The organism is Phreatobacter stygius (assembly GCF_005144885.1).
Lineage (GTDB): Bacteria > Pseudomonadota > Alphaproteobacteria > Rhizobiales > Phreatobacteraceae > Phreatobacter > Phreatobacter stygius.
Map to the genome: position 1 here is coordinate 1,142,640 of NZ_CP039690.1, position 14,787 is coordinate 1,157,426.

At 65.4% G+C, this 14,787-nt stretch carries 13 protein-coding genes; 5 read left to right on the forward strand and 8 right to left on the reverse strand.

Annotated features, from left to right (window positions below):
* Positions 1–166 precede the first annotated feature (166 nt).
* Both E8M01_RS05325 and E8M01_RS34975 read right to left on the reverse strand, forming a co-directional pair.
* Positions 167–2,215, reverse strand: a complete 2,049-nt coding sequence (locus E8M01_RS05325; RefSeq protein WP_136959168.1) for an elongation factor G — start codon at positions 2,213–2,215, stop codon at positions 167–169.
* A 189-nt stretch (positions 2,216–2,404) separates the two neighbouring features.
* Entirely contained in the window at positions 2,405–2,578 is a 174-nt protein-coding gene (locus E8M01_RS34975) for a hypothetical protein (RefSeq protein ID WP_170181796.1), read from the reverse strand.
* 303 nt (positions 2,579–2,881) lie between these two features.
* On the opposite strand from E8M01_RS34975, the gene E8M01_RS05330 reads away from it, so the two are divergent.
* Together E8M01_RS05330 and E8M01_RS05335 are read left to right on the forward strand one after the other, a co-directional pair.
* A complete protein-coding gene (locus tag E8M01_RS05330) occupies positions 2,882–3,196 on the forward strand; it encodes a hypothetical protein (RefSeq protein ID WP_136959169.1) in 315 nt (104 codons plus the stop codon).
* Between the two features lie 108 nt (positions 3,197–3,304).
* Positions 3,305–4,435, forward strand: a complete 1,131-nt coding sequence (locus E8M01_RS05335) for a PQQ-dependent sugar dehydrogenase (protein ID WP_136959170.1) — start codon at positions 3,305–3,307, stop codon at positions 4,433–4,435.
* 15 nt (positions 4,436–4,450) lie between these two features.
* Here the strand turns inward: E8M01_RS05335 and E8M01_RS05340 are convergent, their stop codons facing one another.
* Both E8M01_RS05340 and E8M01_RS05345 read right to left on the reverse strand, forming a co-directional pair.
* A complete protein-coding gene (locus E8M01_RS05340; protein ID WP_136959171.1) occupies positions 4,451–5,209 on the reverse strand; it encodes a class I SAM-dependent methyltransferase in 759 nt (252 codons plus the stop codon).
* Between the two features lie 149 nt (positions 5,210–5,358).
* The gene (locus E8M01_RS05345) at positions 5,359–5,622 is read right to left on the reverse strand and encodes a SemiSWEET family sugar transporter (protein ID WP_136959172.1); all 264 of its coding nucleotides are present in this window, start codon (positions 5,620–5,622) and stop codon (positions 5,359–5,361) included.
* Positions 5,623–5,717: 95 nt separating this feature from the next.
* Here E8M01_RS05345 and msrP point away from each other — a divergent pair, with 95 nt between their 5' ends.
* Both msrP and E8M01_RS05355 read left to right on the forward strand, forming a co-directional pair.
* A complete protein-coding gene (gene msrP, locus E8M01_RS05350) occupies positions 5,718–6,686 on the forward strand; it encodes a protein-methionine-sulfoxide reductase catalytic subunit MsrP (protein ID WP_136959173.1) in 969 nt (322 codons plus the stop codon).
* A 170-nt stretch (positions 6,687–6,856) separates the two neighbouring features.
* The gene (locus E8M01_RS05355; protein ID WP_136959174.1) at positions 6,857–7,216 is read left to right on the forward strand and encodes a septal ring lytic transglycosylase RlpA family protein; all 360 of its coding nucleotides are present in this window, start codon (positions 6,857–6,859) and stop codon (positions 7,214–7,216) included.
* A gap of 384 nt (positions 7,217–7,600) precedes the next feature.
* Here E8M01_RS05355 and carA read toward each other — a convergent pair whose 3' ends face one another.
* Positions 7,601–8,821, reverse strand: a complete 1,221-nt coding sequence (gene carA / locus E8M01_RS05360; RefSeq protein WP_136959175.1) for a glutamine-hydrolyzing carbamoyl-phosphate synthase small subunit — start codon at positions 8,819–8,821, stop codon at positions 7,601–7,603.
* Between the two features lie 269 nt (positions 8,822–9,090).
* Here carA and E8M01_RS05365 point away from each other — a divergent pair, with 269 nt between their 5' ends.
* Positions 9,091–9,546, forward strand: coding sequence for a GatB/YqeY domain-containing protein (locus E8M01_RS05365; RefSeq protein ID WP_136959176.1), 456 nt, complete (start codon positions 9,091–9,093; stop codon positions 9,544–9,546).
* Positions 9,547–9,645: 99 nt separating this feature from the next.
* Here the strand turns inward: E8M01_RS05365 and E8M01_RS05370 are convergent, their stop codons facing one another.
* The 3 genes from E8M01_RS05370 to carB form a co-directional block, all read right to left on the reverse strand.
* Entirely contained in the window at positions 9,646–10,608 is a 963-nt protein-coding gene (locus E8M01_RS05370; protein WP_136959177.1) for a YiiG family protein, read from the reverse strand.
* Between the two features lie 126 nt (positions 10,609–10,734).
* Positions 10,735–11,211 carry a transcription elongation factor GreA gene (gene greA, locus E8M01_RS05375; protein ID WP_136959178.1) on the reverse strand — a complete coding sequence of 159 codons (477 nt, stop codon included), beginning with the start codon at positions 11,209–11,211 and terminating at the stop codon, positions 10,735–10,737.
* Between the two features lie 112 nt (positions 11,212–11,323).
* Positions 11,324–14,653 carry a carbamoyl-phosphate synthase large subunit gene (gene carB / locus E8M01_RS05380; protein WP_136959179.1) on the reverse strand — a complete coding sequence of 1,110 codons (3,330 nt, stop codon included), beginning with the start codon at positions 14,651–14,653 and terminating at the stop codon, positions 11,324–11,326.
* Between the last annotated feature and the right edge of the window lie 134 nt (positions 14,654–14,787).

Genomic DNA, 14,787 nt, shown 5'->3' on the forward strand with positions numbered 1-14,787 from the left:
GGTGCGTCGACGGTGTTACGGAACACTTCCTCCCTGTGCTCCCATGTCACCGTCGGCGTTCCCCTCTGGAAGGCGGCCGCAAGATGCTTAGCGTCAGCGGCCGAAACTCATAAAGCCGGGCTTTTTAGCTCGGCTTTTTTTTGTTCGCAAAAGACCACCGGCGACATCAGGCCGCGGCGCGCGCCTGCACGATCTTGTCGGCCTCGCGCCCGGTCAGCTCGGCGAGGTGATCGAAACGCGACGTGAAAGTGCCGACGCCGGCGGTGACCGAACGGATCTCGACGATCAGGTCGCCGATTTCCGATTCGGGCATCAGCGCCGCCACCACGTCCCAGCCGGGCCACCCGTCACGGCTGTCGAAGCCGAGAATCTGGCCGCGCCGGCCCGACACGATCGCGTTGATCTTGGCGGTCGCCTCCGACGGCACAACGACCTCGACCCGGTGGATCGGTTCGAGCAGCACGGCATGGCAGGCCGGCAGCGCCTCCTGGATGGCGATTCGCCCGGCTTGCTGAAACGCCATGTCGGATGAATCGACCGTGTGATAGCTGCCGTCGGTCAAGGTCACGCCGATGTCGACGACCGGAAAGCCAAGCGGCCCTTTCCTGATCGTGTCCTCGATGCCGTCCTTCACGGCCGGAATATATTGTTTCGGCACGACGCCGCCGGTGATCTTGTCGGAGAAGACGAAGCCTTCGCCACGCCCGAGCGGCCGGACATCGATCACCACGTCGCCGAACTGGCCGTGACCGCCGGACTGTTTGCGATGGCGCCCGCGTATGCCCGTGGCGCTCTTCTTGATGGTCTCGCGATAGCCGACGCCGGGCTTGGCCTGGTTGACGGTGATGCCGTAGCGGTTGGCGAGCTTGGCGACCGCCACCCTCAGATGCATTTCGCCTTGGCCGGCAAGCACCATCTCCGAGGTCTCGCCGACATGGGCGACCGACAGCGAGGGGTCCTCGTCGACCAGCTTGGCCAGCGTCAGCCCCAGCTTGACGTCGTCCTTGCGGTCCTTGGCCGACAGCGCCGCCGACAGCACCGGCTGCGGTGGCGCGGTTTCGGCAAGCCGCGGATGCGGCGTCTTGGCCGTGGTCACGGCATCGCCGGTCGCCACATGATCGAGCTTGCCGAAGGCGACCGTGTCGCCGGCCCTGGCCTCGGCGACCTTCTCGAGGCCCGGGCCGAACATCTTGAACAGGCCCGAGGTTCGCTCGGTATGGCCTGACGAGCCGGTGAGCATGGCGCCATCGGCGACGGCACCGGCGAGGATGCGCGACACCGACAGCTTGCCGCCATGGGCGGTGTGGATGGTCTTCATGACATGCGCCACGGTCTCGTTCGGCTTGACGCCGAGCCGGCCTGCCGCCTCTTCGACCGAGGGCACATCATGGCGCAGCGTCTTCAACAGGCGCAGCACGCCATTGGTCCGGGTCGCCGAGCCGAACAGCACGGGACAGACCAGTCCGTCGCGCAATTCCTTGCCGAGATCGTCGAACACCTTGTCGCGTGGCGGTTCGAGGTCGCTGAGCAGCGCCTCCATCAGCTCGTCGTCGTGATCGGCCAGCGTCTCCAGCATGGTAAAGCGGGCATCGCGGTTGCGCGTCAGGTCGTCGCCATCGAGCGGCACGACCATCGAGGCGGCGTGCTCGCGGTAGACGAAGGCGCGTTCGAGCGCCAGATCGACGAAACCGGAAACGATGCCATTCGACCAGATCGGGATCTGGCGCAGCAGCAGTGGCACGCGCGACGCCGGCCGAAGTGTCGTCAGCGTCTCGCGGATACGCTTGTCCGCCTTGTCGATCTTGTTGATGAACAGGATGCGCGGAATGCCGCGATCCTCGAGCTCGCGCAGGATCACGCCGAGCGCCGGAACCTTCTTTTCGTCCGCCTCGCAGACGACCACCGCCGCATCGACCGCGGGCACGATATTGCGCATCTCGTGCAGGAAATCGACGGAGCCTGGACAATCGACGAAGGTGTAGCTGTCGCCCATGAAGCCGGTCGTGGCGATGCCGCCCTCGATGCTCATCTTGAACTGGCGAGCTTCCGCGCTCGCATCGGCGACGGTTGTCCCGGTCTCCACCGACCCCATGCGCTGAAGGGCGCCGGTGCGCTCCAGGATCGCCTCGAGCAGCGTGGTCTTGCCGCTCTGGAACGGGCCCACCAGCGCGATGCACCGGGGACCCGCCACTCTTCTGCCGCCTGCTTCACCCATGGCATTTCCCTCGTCGAACGGGGCCCGGGCAAGAAGGTCGACCCGGAAGTGACGGGACAAACGGAGGGTCTTGTTGGTGGGACCTCTCGTGGGACTGATGCTCGCGCCGCCGGAACGCCGACGCAAGGGTTCAATCTCGCGCTGCAGCGAAAATGCCGCGGTCAGTTGAAACGGGGCAAACCAGCGCGGTCAGCGCGCCGGCTGGCGCCGCGTGCTGCCGGTCAGGATGGCGTCATCCGCGCTAGGACCGCCATCACGCTGCGCGAAGCTCTCCGTGCCTGCCAGATGGGCCGTGCCGCGGTCGACATATTGGGCACAGACCACCGCGGCCGCAGCGATCAGGAAAAGCACGAAACGGGACATTCCAGACCTCAGGCAGTACTGAAAGGTGTCGGAATTCCATTGTCGATCCATCAAGGTTAAGGCCGGGTTCATGCTTCTGAAACGATTCCGGCGCAAGATTTCACGCAGTCGTGACAGCATGCCGCATTTTTGCCTGCAATTATCGCCGCGCCGTCATTGTTGAGCGAAGCCCTGGCCCCATTCTGGCATGACAGTGCCCGCGTCAGGATCGAACTCAATGGGACCCGGGTGGCGCGCCGTTCGCGCCGCGAAGTTGGCCTGTTGCGTGCGAGCCTGCATTTCCGGATCGACGGAGACCGCTTCATGCCTCGTACTTCGCATCCCCTCCTCCGAAGACCCGGCCGCCGCGGCTTCCCGCAGGCGCATCCGCGCGTGCCGACCATCATTTCGGCTGGCGTGGTCATTGCCCTGTTGGTCGCACTGGCGGTTGCCGCCTTCTTCCTGTCGTCCGAACTGGTCGACCCCTCGACCTTCGAGGACGGCGCCGATCCGGAAACCCTGGTCATGTCCGGCACGGTGCTGATCGCCATTCTCGGCTTTTCCGGGCTGCTCGTGCATATGCTGCGCAAGGGCGTCAGCGGCGGCGGCCAGGACAAGGATCCGATCGTTCCGGTCTGACCTGCCCGCGCTATCTCGACGCCGTCCCGAAACCCGCGCGGACCGCCGTCCCGCGGGTTTCATGTTAGGATCCGAGGATCCCAACAGGTCTTTCGCCGGGAGATTGCCGTGCGTGCTGCCGTCCTTGCCTTGAGCCTGGCGCTGATCGGCGGTCCGGCCATCGCGCAGACCGCCGCCAGCGAGGCCGACTATGCGCTCGACGTCAAAGTCGTTGCCCGCGGGCTGGAACACCCCTGGGGGCTCGCCTTCCTGCCCGATGGCCGCATGCTGGTCACCGAGCGTCCAGGCCGCCTGCGGCTGATCGAGCGTGACGGGCGCGTGCTGCCGGCCCTTGCCGGCGTGCCCGCCGTCGCGGCCGTTGGCCAGGGCGGCCTGCTCGGCATCGCGCTCGATCCACGTTTCGCCGAGAACCGGCTGGTCTATCTGAGTTTCGCCGAGCGGCGCTCGGGCGACACCAATGCCACGGCGGTCTATCGCGGCCGGCTCAATCTCGCCGGCACCGGACTGGAGGCCGGTCGGGTCATCTATCGCCAGGAACCGGCCTTCGCCGGCCGCCTGCATTTCGGCTCCAGGCTGGTCTTCGACCGGTCCGGCGCGCTGTTCGTCACCCTGGGCGAACGTTTCCAACTGCCGAACGAGAGCCAGAACCCGGCCAATGCCATTGGCAAGATCGTCCGGATCACCACCGACGGCGCGCCGGCGGCCGGCAATCCCGGGGCGAACCGCCCGGGCTGGAACGCCGCGATCTGGTCGATCGGCCACCGCAATGTCCAAGGCGCAGCCCTGCATCCGCAGACCGGCGAGCTCTGGATCAGCAATCACGGCCCGCGCGGCGGCGACGGTCTCTACGTCGTCCGGGCCGGCCGCAACTATGGCTGGCCGCTGATCTCCTACGGCACCCACTACGACGGCCGCCCGGTCAATGGCGGGGCAACCGCCGCCGAGGGTCTGGAACAGCCGCTCGTCCATTGGACGCCATCGATCGCGCCGTCCGGTCTGACCTTTTACACCGGCGACCTGTTTCAGGCCTGGCGCGGCAATATCATCTCCGGCGCCTTGGCCGGCCAGATGCTGGTGCGCGTCGTCCTGGATGGTGAACGCGTGATCGCGCAGCGGCGCTACCTGACCGACTTCGGCCAGCGCTTCCGCGATGTCCTGGAGGGACCGGACGGCGCGCTCTGGGCACTGACCGATTCAGCCGAAGGACAGCTCGTCACCATCAGGCCGCGAGGGCGCTGAGAAAGCCGGCGCCGGTCAGACCTCGGCAATGCGCGGGTTGGGTGTCAGCACGACGCAGTGATGCCCCATGGCGTCGCCGCCGAGAATGAAATGCTGGGCCGAAAAGCTGGTCATCAGGTCATTCTCGTAGAGGCGCACCGCGTCGGTGCGGCAGATCAGGAATTTCGGGGCCGCGACAATGTCTTCGCGGTCGATCACGCACATCAGCCGCATGTCCTGATGGCGCGTCAGATAGTCGTGCACCGCGACCACCAGGAACGGGTAGCCCGGGTGCAGCATGTCGTCGAGGCAGATCAGGCCTTGCGGGTGCAGGCTCGCATGCGCCAGCGTCAGATCGTGGGTCAAGGCTTCAGGCGAATGATCCCCGTCGATATGGATGAAGCGCAGGGGACGCCCGCCGGTCAGGCCGGCAAAGTCCTCCGGGCTCAATTTGCCGGTATCGAAGGGGCGCGGGGTGAAACGCTCGGCCGTCAGGCCGTGCTGTTCGGCACTTGCCATGAGCCGGTCCAGCACCTTGTCGTCAGGCCAGGAAAACAGGTCGAAGCCATAGGCATGTTCGCCCGCCGACAGGGCCAGCGCCATGGCAATGAAGAACCGCCCCTCGAATGTGCCGATCTCGGCGACCCCACCGCGGATCCCCATTTCGGTCTGCCGGCGCAGGATGTGCCCGCAGATGGTCGCCGAGAAGCGCGAGGACATGCCGCGCACCTGGTCGAAGCCGTCGCTGAGGTAGCGATCGAGCGCCGGAATGCCGCTGGCGAAAGCCGATGTCATGCCTGCCCCTGAAAATGCCGAGGAAATCTCAGCCGCAAGCGGTGCCGAGCCGCAAGGGCCGCTACAAGATAGCGGCTCTTTTCGACAGGCCAGCGAAAATATCGCGAAGGCTGCCGGCGCGATTGACGCAGCCGCCTGAGCCGCGCGGCTCAGCCGTAGCGCAGCTTCAGGCCGACAATGGTCAATTGCAGGCCAAGCGTCACCGAATTGGCCAGGATCAGCGGCAGGTCGCCGAGCGACAGTCCATAAGTCAGCCAGAGCGCGATCCCCGCGGCGAAGCCGGCATAGGCCGGCAGCGAGATTGCCCGCGTGTCGCGTGTGCGGATGATCCGCCAGGCCTGCGGAATCCAGCAGACCGTCGTAACGATTGCCGCGGCCAATCCGATGAGGGGAATGAGGGTCGGCGCAAGCATGATGCCTCCAGCGGCGGGACGGCTCTCGCCGCAGTGTGATTTGTCCATCAACGTCAGCTTCTATAAGGCTTGACCGCAGGCGAAGGAAGACCTCCATGCTCATCAAATCGAAGCGCGGCTGGGAATTGCCGGAGAGCGCGGCGACCCCTGAAAGCCTTTTCCTCGATCGCCGCAGCCTGATCGGCGCCGCGGCAGGGCTCGCCGCGGTCGGTTTGAGCGGGCCGGCCAGCGCCCAGCGCGCCGCCGATGTGGCTGATCCGACCGCCGATCTCTATCCGGCCAGGCGCAATACGACCTATACGGTCGAGCGCGACCTGACGGCGCCGGAGATCGCCGCGAACTACAATAACTTCTACGAATTCGGCACCTCGAAACAGGTCGCCCGCGCTGCCCAGGCGCTGCCGATCCGGCCCTGGACGGTGAAGATCGACGGTCTGGTGGAAAAGCCGCAGACCATCGACATCGACGCGCTGATCCGGCGCATGCCGCTCGAGGAGCGGCTCTACCGTTTCCGCTGCGTCGAGGCCTGGGGCATGACCGTGCCGTGGACCGGCTTCCCGATCAAGGCGCTGCTCGACATGGTGCAGCCGCAAGGGTCCGCCAAGTTCATGCGGATGGAGACCTTCGAGGATCCGAAGGTGGCGCCCGGCCAGAAGGCCGTCTGGTTCACCTGGCCCTATGTCGAGGCGCTGACCATCGACGAGGCTGCCAATGACCTGGCGATCCTGGTGACCGGCATTTACGGCAAGCCGGTGCCGCGCCAGCACGGTGCGCCGCTGCGCCTCATCGTGCCCTGGAAATACGGTTTCAAGTCGGTGAAATCGATCGTCCGGATCAGCTTCACGGCCGAACGACCGGTGTCGTTCTGGGAAAAGATGCAGGCCAGCGAATATGGCTTCTGGGCCAATGTGAACCCGGCGGTGGCTCATCCGCGCTGGAGCCAGGCGACCGAGGAGCTGATCGGCACCGGCGGCCGGCGAGTGCCGACCCAGATCTTCAACGGCTATGGCGAATATGTCGCCAGCCTCTACAAGGATCGCCAGCGCGAAAGGCTCTGGGCTTGAAAGCATCGGCCAGTTGACGCTGGGTAACTAGCGCCAACCTCATTCTCGTCTCATTTGACTTCTACGAGCGCTCTGGTCGTTGGCGGCACGGCTGTATTTTTTCGTGCCGCCGGAACCCATCCGCGGGATCGGCGTTTAGGCTCCCCGCGCGAGACGAGAGCTCCATACCGATGGCACTATTCAAGCGCATGGCGGTGCTCGGCACCGCTTTTTTTGCATTGGCTCCCATCGCATCCGCCAAAGCCTCCGAAGCCCGCAACACCGGCCTGGCGTCTTGGTATCAACTGCCCGGCCGGACCGCCTGCGGACCTCGCCACAATCCCGAAGCCATGACCGCGGCCCATCGCAACCTGCCCTGCGGCACCAAGATCCGGGTGACCAACCTGTCCAATGGCCGCTCGGCCGTGGTCACCGTGATCGATCGCGGTCCTTTCGTGCGCGGCCGCATTGTCGATGTCTCGCGCGGCGCCGCCCGCCACATCGGCCTGATCCAGCGTGGCGTCGGCCGGGTCCAGATCGCACGGCTCTGACCAAGCCCGGCTCGCGAGCCCTGTTGGGCTCGCCTCGCCGTGGACCCGCCAATGGGCCCATGGCCTTGACCTTCGGGCACCCGGCGGAGCACCGCGCAGACCGCCGAATTGACCACGCCCGCGGGCATCTTGGGTTGTACCGGCGAGGATTTGCCGCGCACCGGTCGGCGGTCAATCCGGGCGCGTCGTCACACCGGCGCTCAAAGCACCTGAGTCTTGACAGCAAATCATTGTCATCAAAAGAGTATTTGTTCGCGCGCGCAGTGCCAGGGGACCGATTTTGGCGGCCGCCTCGCACACCTCACCTGGCACGTCAGCCTGTGGATACAGTGGATAACTCAGGTCCGCGCCCCGTCGCTGAGGGGCGTTTTCCGGGCCCTGGCCTCAGGCTTTTTTGGCCTCGTCCATGAGCGCGATGAAGCGGTCGAACAGGTAGTGGCTGTCCATCGGGCCGGGGCTCGCCTCCGGGTGATATTGCACCGAGAAGGCCGGCCGGTCGGTCAGCGTGATGCCGGCATTGGAGCCGTCGAACAGGCTGACATGGGTCGAGCGGGCATTGCCGGGCAGCGTCGCCTCGTCGACGGCGAAGCCGTGGTTCATCGAGGTGATCTCGACCTTGCCGGTGTCGAGGTCCTTGACCGGGTGGTTCGCGCCGTGATGGCCCTGATGCATCTTCAGTGTCTTGGCCCCGACGGCGAGGCCAAGCATCTGGTGACCGAGGCAAATGCCGAAGGTCGGGATCTTGCGCTCGAGCACCGCCTGGATGACCGGCACGGCATAGGTTCCGGTCGCCGCCGGATCGCCGGGGCCGTTCGACAGGAACACCCCGTCGGGTTTCAGCGCCAGCACGTCCTCGGCGCTGGCGGTCGCCGGCACCACGGTCACCTTGCAGCCGGCATTGGCCAGCAGCCTGAGAATATTGCGCTTCACGCCATAATCGAGGGCGACCACATGGTGGCGCGCGCCGCCGGCCGCACCATAACCCTCATTCCAGACCCAGACCGTCTCCGACCAGGGATAACGCTGGCTCGAGGTGACGCCGGGAACCAGGTCGAGACCGTCCATGGAATGCAGCGCCGCCGCCTTCTGCTTCAACGCTTCGATATCGAATGTGCCGGTCGGCGAATGGGCGATGACCGCATTGGGCATGCCCTTGTCGCGAATCAGCGCGGTCAGCGCCCGGGTATCGATGCCGGACAGGCCGACGATGCCGCGCCGCTTCAACCACTGGTCGAGATTGGCGGTGGCCCGGTAGTTGGACGGATCGGTGATCTGAGCCTTCAGCACGACCCCGCGCACCCCCGAGGCGGCGGCCATGTTGACCGTCTCGATATCCTCCTCGTTGGTGCCGACATTGCCGATATGCGGAAAGGTGAAGGTGATGATCTGCCCGGCATAAGACGGGTCGGTGAGGATTTCCTCGTAACCGGTCATGGCGGTGTTGAAACACACCTCGCCGGCGGCATCGCCCTCGGCGCCCAGGCCGAAGCCTTCGATCACCGTGCCGTCGGCCAGCACCAGCAGCGCCGTCACCTTGGGCTCGGTCCAGCCGGCCGTGGTCGTGGTCGTGGCCGCTTTGGCGGCGCGATCTTGAGTGTCGGTCATGGTTCGTCTATCAGGCTCGTTGCAAGCGCGCTGGACGAAGGCCCGAAAGCCCCGCGAAACGGGCACCGACCGCGCGCAAGCGCCGGGGCTCGCCCGGCGCGGGATCTGCCGAGACAGTTAAGGTCGGACGATCCCTTCGTCAACCCTTCGCCGGGACATTGCCGCCCTGTCGCGGGGAAATTTCTGAAAGAAAATTCAGAGGCTTAGGCCTCATGGGAGAGCCGTTCCGGCAGCCTGCCGCCGATCGCCTCCCCTGACCGGAGACCGCCATGCTGCGCGACCAGTTCATGAACGACCTCAAGGTGGCGATGAAGGCCGGCGAGAAGCTTCGCCTGTCAACCATCCGCCTGATCCAGGCCGCTCTGAAGGACAAGGACATCGAGGCCCGCGGGCTCGGCAAGGAGCCGCTCGGCGACGACGAGATCCTTCAGTTGCTGCAGAAGATGATCAAGCAGCGCCAGGAAAGCGCCAGGCTTTATGCCGAAGGCGGCCGGGCCGAGCTGGCGCAGCAGGAAAATGACGAGATCGCCGTCATCGCCGGCTTCATGCCGCAGCAGATGGACGATGCCGAGACCACGGCGGCGATATCTGATGTCATCGCCGAGATCGGCGCCAGCGGCATCAAGGACATGGGCAAGGTCATGGGCGAACTGAAGAGCCGCTTCGCCGGCCGCATGGATTTCGGCAAGGCCTCGCCTGCGGTGAAGCAGCTGCTCGGCGGCTGACCGGACGGCAGGCGCCCGCGCCGACCGCCATGCGACAACCCTGCCAGAAGCCCGGCCGCCATCACGGTGCCGGGCTTTTTGTTGGAGGCCGGCGGGTGCTTAACGCGCCAGGCGCATTGCGGTATCCGCCATGGTCACCATCATGTTGTAGGAGGTGACCAGCGAATTGGCGTCATTGGCGGCGCCGCGGCGGACGTCGCCGCGTGACCGCGCCAGCTTGTCGCGGAAGTCCCTGAGCTTGCCGAGCCATGAGCTCGCCTGGCTTTCGATCATCGGCACGCCCGCCGGATTGCCTTCCTTGAAGCGATCCATCTCGCGCACCGCGCCGGCGTAGCGGCTGACCACCGCGTCGAAAGCCTTGAGGTCGACGATCGGCTGGTCATTGCTCGGCATGACATCCATCACCGCCCGCGCGCTGATCATGATGTTGCGCACCTGCCAGCGCGCCGACCGGCCCTCGCGCTTTTCGATCGCCGCCAGTTCGCGGATGTCGAGGTCACTCTTGAACGTCCGCATCTGCGTGTCGAGCAGGGCTCGTTCGCGCAGGAAAGCTGCGGCCGCCGGCACCATGCGCGTGTGCAGGTCGCGGCCCTCGGCCAGGTTGTCGTCGCGATAGTCCTTGCGCTCGTAATAGCGCTCGGCGCGGCTGATCAGCGGCGCCAGCGCCTGATAGGCTTCGATATAGCGCCTGACCGTCTGGTCGAGCTCCGGAAAAGCCGGCTCGCGCCCCGTCGCTTCCTGGGCACGGGTGATTTCCCCCGCCACGTCGTAGAGGCTGTAGAGGCCATAGGACATGTAGCGCTCGCGGCCGGTCGGTCCGCGGCTCATGTCGACCCAGCTGCGATAGCGCTCCCAGGACTGGATCGCCCTCAGCGTGCGGTTCATCAGCGCCGTATAGGCATTGGACTTGGCGATCGACGCCTGCAGGTCGTCGCTGCCGGTATCCGGCGTGCCACGCGAGATCGTGGTCGCCCCTTGCGCCAGGCCGGGTGTGGCGGCCGCGACCGAAAGCGCCAGCGCCGCGGCAATGGCCGCGGCGCGAAAGAAGACGGAAACCGGCATGGTATCGATCCCGTTGGTCATTCGCCCCCCGGGGGCCGAGAGGCCATGAAACAAACCCTGCAACAGGCCATCAAACGGGCGGCACTTCAAGACGATGAACGCGATCGGCGGCCTGGACCCGGCGGGTCAGCCCCACCTGACCTCGACGACCTCATAGCTCTTGGCGCCTTTCGGCGTCGTCACTTCGACGCTGACGCCGGCTTTCTTGCCGATCAGCGCGCGCGCCAGTGGCGACGAGATCGAGATACGCCCGGCCTTGGCATCGGCTTCGCTGTCGCCGACGATCTGCCAGACCTTCTCCTCTTCGGTATCCTCGTCGATGAGCTTGACGGTGGCGCCGAATTTCACGGTCTCGCCGGAGAGTTTCGTTACGTCGATGACGTCGGCGCGGGTAATCGTCGCTTCCAGTTCGACGATCCGGCCCTCATTATGCGACTGCTGCTCCTTGGCCGAGTGATATTCGGCGTTTTCCGAGAGGTCGCCATGCGCGCGCGCCTCCGAGATCGCCGCGATGATGCGCGGACGCTCGATCTGCTGGCGCTGCTTCAATTCAGCTTCGAGCTTGGCGAAGCCGCCGATGGTCATCGGGATCTTGTCCATGATGTCCGCCCTGACCTTTCAATGACGAATAAGGGGCCGCGGGCCGAGGACGCCGGCCGCGCAAGCCTTCCATGTGTGACGCGAACGTCTGTTTTTCGACTATAACCCGACTGCGTCAGGCACGGTCGAAATAGCTTTGCAGCGCGTGCACCTCGAGGTCGCCCTCGAGAAAGGCCTTGATGCCCTGCGCGGCCGCGATCGCTCCCGCCAGAGTGGTGTAGTAAGGCACCTTCTGCAAGAGGGCTGCGCGCCGCAACGAGCGCGAGTCGGCCAGCGCCTGTGCACCTTCGGTGGTATTGAACACCAGTTGCACGCCGCCATTCTTGATCGCATCGACGATATGCGGCCGGCCTTCCAGGACCTTGTTGATCTTGGTCGAGGGCACGCCCTGCTCGGCGAAGAAGCGCTGGTTGCCCGAGGTGGCGATGATCTTGAAACCGAGATCATGCAGTGAACGAATCGCGTCCAGGATGCGCGGCTTGTCCTGATCGCGCACCGACACGAACACCGTGCCGCCGGTCGGCACCTTGGTGCCGGCGCCCAGCTGGCTCTTGGCGAAGGCGATCGGGAAGGTCCGGTCGAGGCCCATGACCTCGCCGGTCGATTTCATTTCCGGGCTGAGCAGCACGTCGACCCCGGGGAAGCGGGCAAAGGGGAACACCGCCTCCTTGACGCCCATGTGCTTGAGCGCCTTCGGCTCGAGCCCGAACGAGGCCAGGCTTTCGCCGGCCATGACCCGCGAGGCGATCTTGGCGATCGGCTCGCCGATCACCTTGGCGACGAAGGGCACGGTGCGCGAGGCGCGCGGATTGACCTCGAGCACGTAGAGGTCGCCGTCCTTGATCGCGAATTGCACGTTCATCAGGCCACCGACGTCGAGCGCGATGGCCAGCGCCTTGGTCTGGCGCTCGAGCTCGGCAATGGTTTCGGCCGACAGCGAGTAGGGCGGCAGCGAGCAGGCCGAATCGCCGGAATGAATGCCGGCCTCCTCGATATGCTCCATGATGCCGGCGACATAGGTGGTCTTGCCGTCGGCCAGGCAGTCGACATCGACCTCGATCGCATCCGACAGGTAACGGTCGAACAACAGCGGGTTCTTGCCCAGCACCGTGTTGATCTGACCGGTCTTGTCGTTCGGATAGCGCGCCTTGACGTCGGCCGGCACCAGCTCGGGCAGCGTGCCGAGCAGATAGTCGCCGAGCTGGCTGTCTTCGTGGATGATCTGCATGGCGCGGCCGCCCAGCACGTAGGACGGCCGGACCACCAGCGGGAAATCGAGCTCGGCGGCGATCAGCCGGGCCTGCTCGACCGAATAGGCAATGCCGTTTTTCGGCTGCTTGAGGCCGAGCTTGTCGAGCAGTCGCTTGAACCGGTCACGGTCCTCGGCAAGGTCGATGGCATCGGGCGAGGTGCCGAGGATCGGAATCCGGGCCTCCTCCAGCGCACGGGCGAGCTTCAGCGGCGTCTGGCCGCCGAACTGCACGATCACGCCTTTCAGCGTGCCATTGGTCTTCTCGCGCTCGAGGATCTCAATGACGTCTTCCGCCGTCAGCGATTCGAAATAGAGCCGGTCGGACGTGTCGTAGTCGGTCGACACCGTCTCCGGGTTGCAGTTGATCATGATGGTTTCGTAGCCCGCATCGGCGAGCGCGAAACAGGCATGGCAGCAGCAATAGTCGAATTCGATGCCCTGGCCGATGCGGTTCGGCCCGCCGCCCAGGATGACCACCTTGGTCCGGTCGGTCGGCCGCGCCTCGTCGGCGACCTTGCCGGCGAACGGCGTCTCATAGGTCGAATACATATAGGCGGTCGGCGACGCGAATTCGGCCGCGCAGGTGTCGATGCGCTTGTAGGCCGGCCTGACGTCGAGCGCCCGGCGCGCCTTGGACACCTCGGCCTCGGTCTTGTGGGTCAGCAAGGCCAGCCGCGCATCGGAAAAGCCCATGGCCTTCAGGCTGCGGAAGGCGCCTGCGGTGACCGGCAGGCCCTTGGCGCGGATTTCCGCTTCCTTGTCGACGATGCCGCGGATCTGCGCCAGGAACCAGGGATCGATGCGGCAATAGGAGTGGATCTCCTCGTTGGAGATGCCGAGCCGCATGGCCTGCACCACCTTCAGGAGCCGGTCCGGCGTCGGCGTGCCGAGCGCGGCGCGAATGGCGTTCTTGTCGTCGCCCTTGCCGAGCCCTTCGATTTCGATCTCGTCGAGGCCGGTCAGGCCGGTTTCCAGGCCGCGCATGGCTTTCTGCAGCGATTCCTGGAAAGTGCGGCCGATCGCCATGACCTCGCCGACCGATTTCATCGAGGTGGTCAGCACCGGATCGGCGCCCGGGAATTTCTCGAAGGCGAAGCGCGGCACCTTGGTGACGATATAGTCGATGGTCGGTTCGAACGAGGCCGGCGTCGCGCCGCCGGTAATGTCGTTCCTGACCTCGTCGAGCGTGTAGCCGACGGCAAGCTTGGCCGCGACCTTGGCGATCGGGAAGCCGGTCGCCTTGGAGGCGAGCGCCGAGGAGCGCGACACGCGCGGGTTCATCTCGATGACGACCAGCCGGCCATCCTCCGGATTGACCGCGAACTGGACATTCGAGCCGCCGGTCTCGACGCCGATCTCGCGCAATACGGCGATCGAGGCGTCGCGCATCATCTGGTATTCTTTGTCGGTCAGCGTCAGCGCCGGCGCAATGGTGATCGAATCGCCGGTATGGACGCCCATCGGATCGAGATTTTCGATCGAGCAGATGATGATCGCGTTGTCGGCCGTGTCGCGCACGACCTCCATCTCGAATTCCTTCCAGCCGAGCACCGATTCCTCGACGAGGATTTCGTTGGTCGGCGAGGCATCGAGCCCGCGCTCGCAGATCTCGATGAATTCGGCCTTGTTATAGGCGATGCCGCCGCCAGTGCCGCCGAGCGTGAAGGACGGCCGGATGATGGTCGGCAGGCCGATGTCGTCGAGCACATCAAGGGCATGGCCGAGCGTCTGCACGACATGGCTCTTGGGCGTGGCAAGCCCGATCTTGGCCATGGCCTGGCGGAACCGCTCGCGATTCTCGGCCTTGTCGATGGCGTCGGCCTTGGCGCCGATCATTTCGACGTCGAATTTCGCCAGGACGCCCATTTCTTCGAGTTTCAGCGCGGTGTTCAGCGCGGTTTGCCCGCCCATGGTCGGCAACAGCGCGAAACCGCCGGGGATCGCGTAGCGCTCCTTCTCGATGATCTTCGCCACCACTTCGGGCGTGATCGGCTCGATATAGGTCGCATCCGCCAGGTCGGGATCGGTCATGATCGTGGCGGGATTGGAATTGACCAGGACGATCCGATAGCCCTCTTCCTTGAGCGCCTTCACCGCCTGGGTGCCCGAATAGTCGAACTCGCAAGCCTGGCCGATGACGATCGGGCCCGCGCCGATGATCAGGATCGAGGAGATGTCGGTTCTTTTCGGCATGGTTCTCCGGCCCTGTTAAGGCTCGCTCGCGGACGAGGACGCGCGGCGCAAAAAAAGAGGCCGGACTCCGGTGATCGAGCCAGCCTCCCGCAACCGCACACCCGTATCCAAGTCGGGTCGCGTGATTAAGGCGC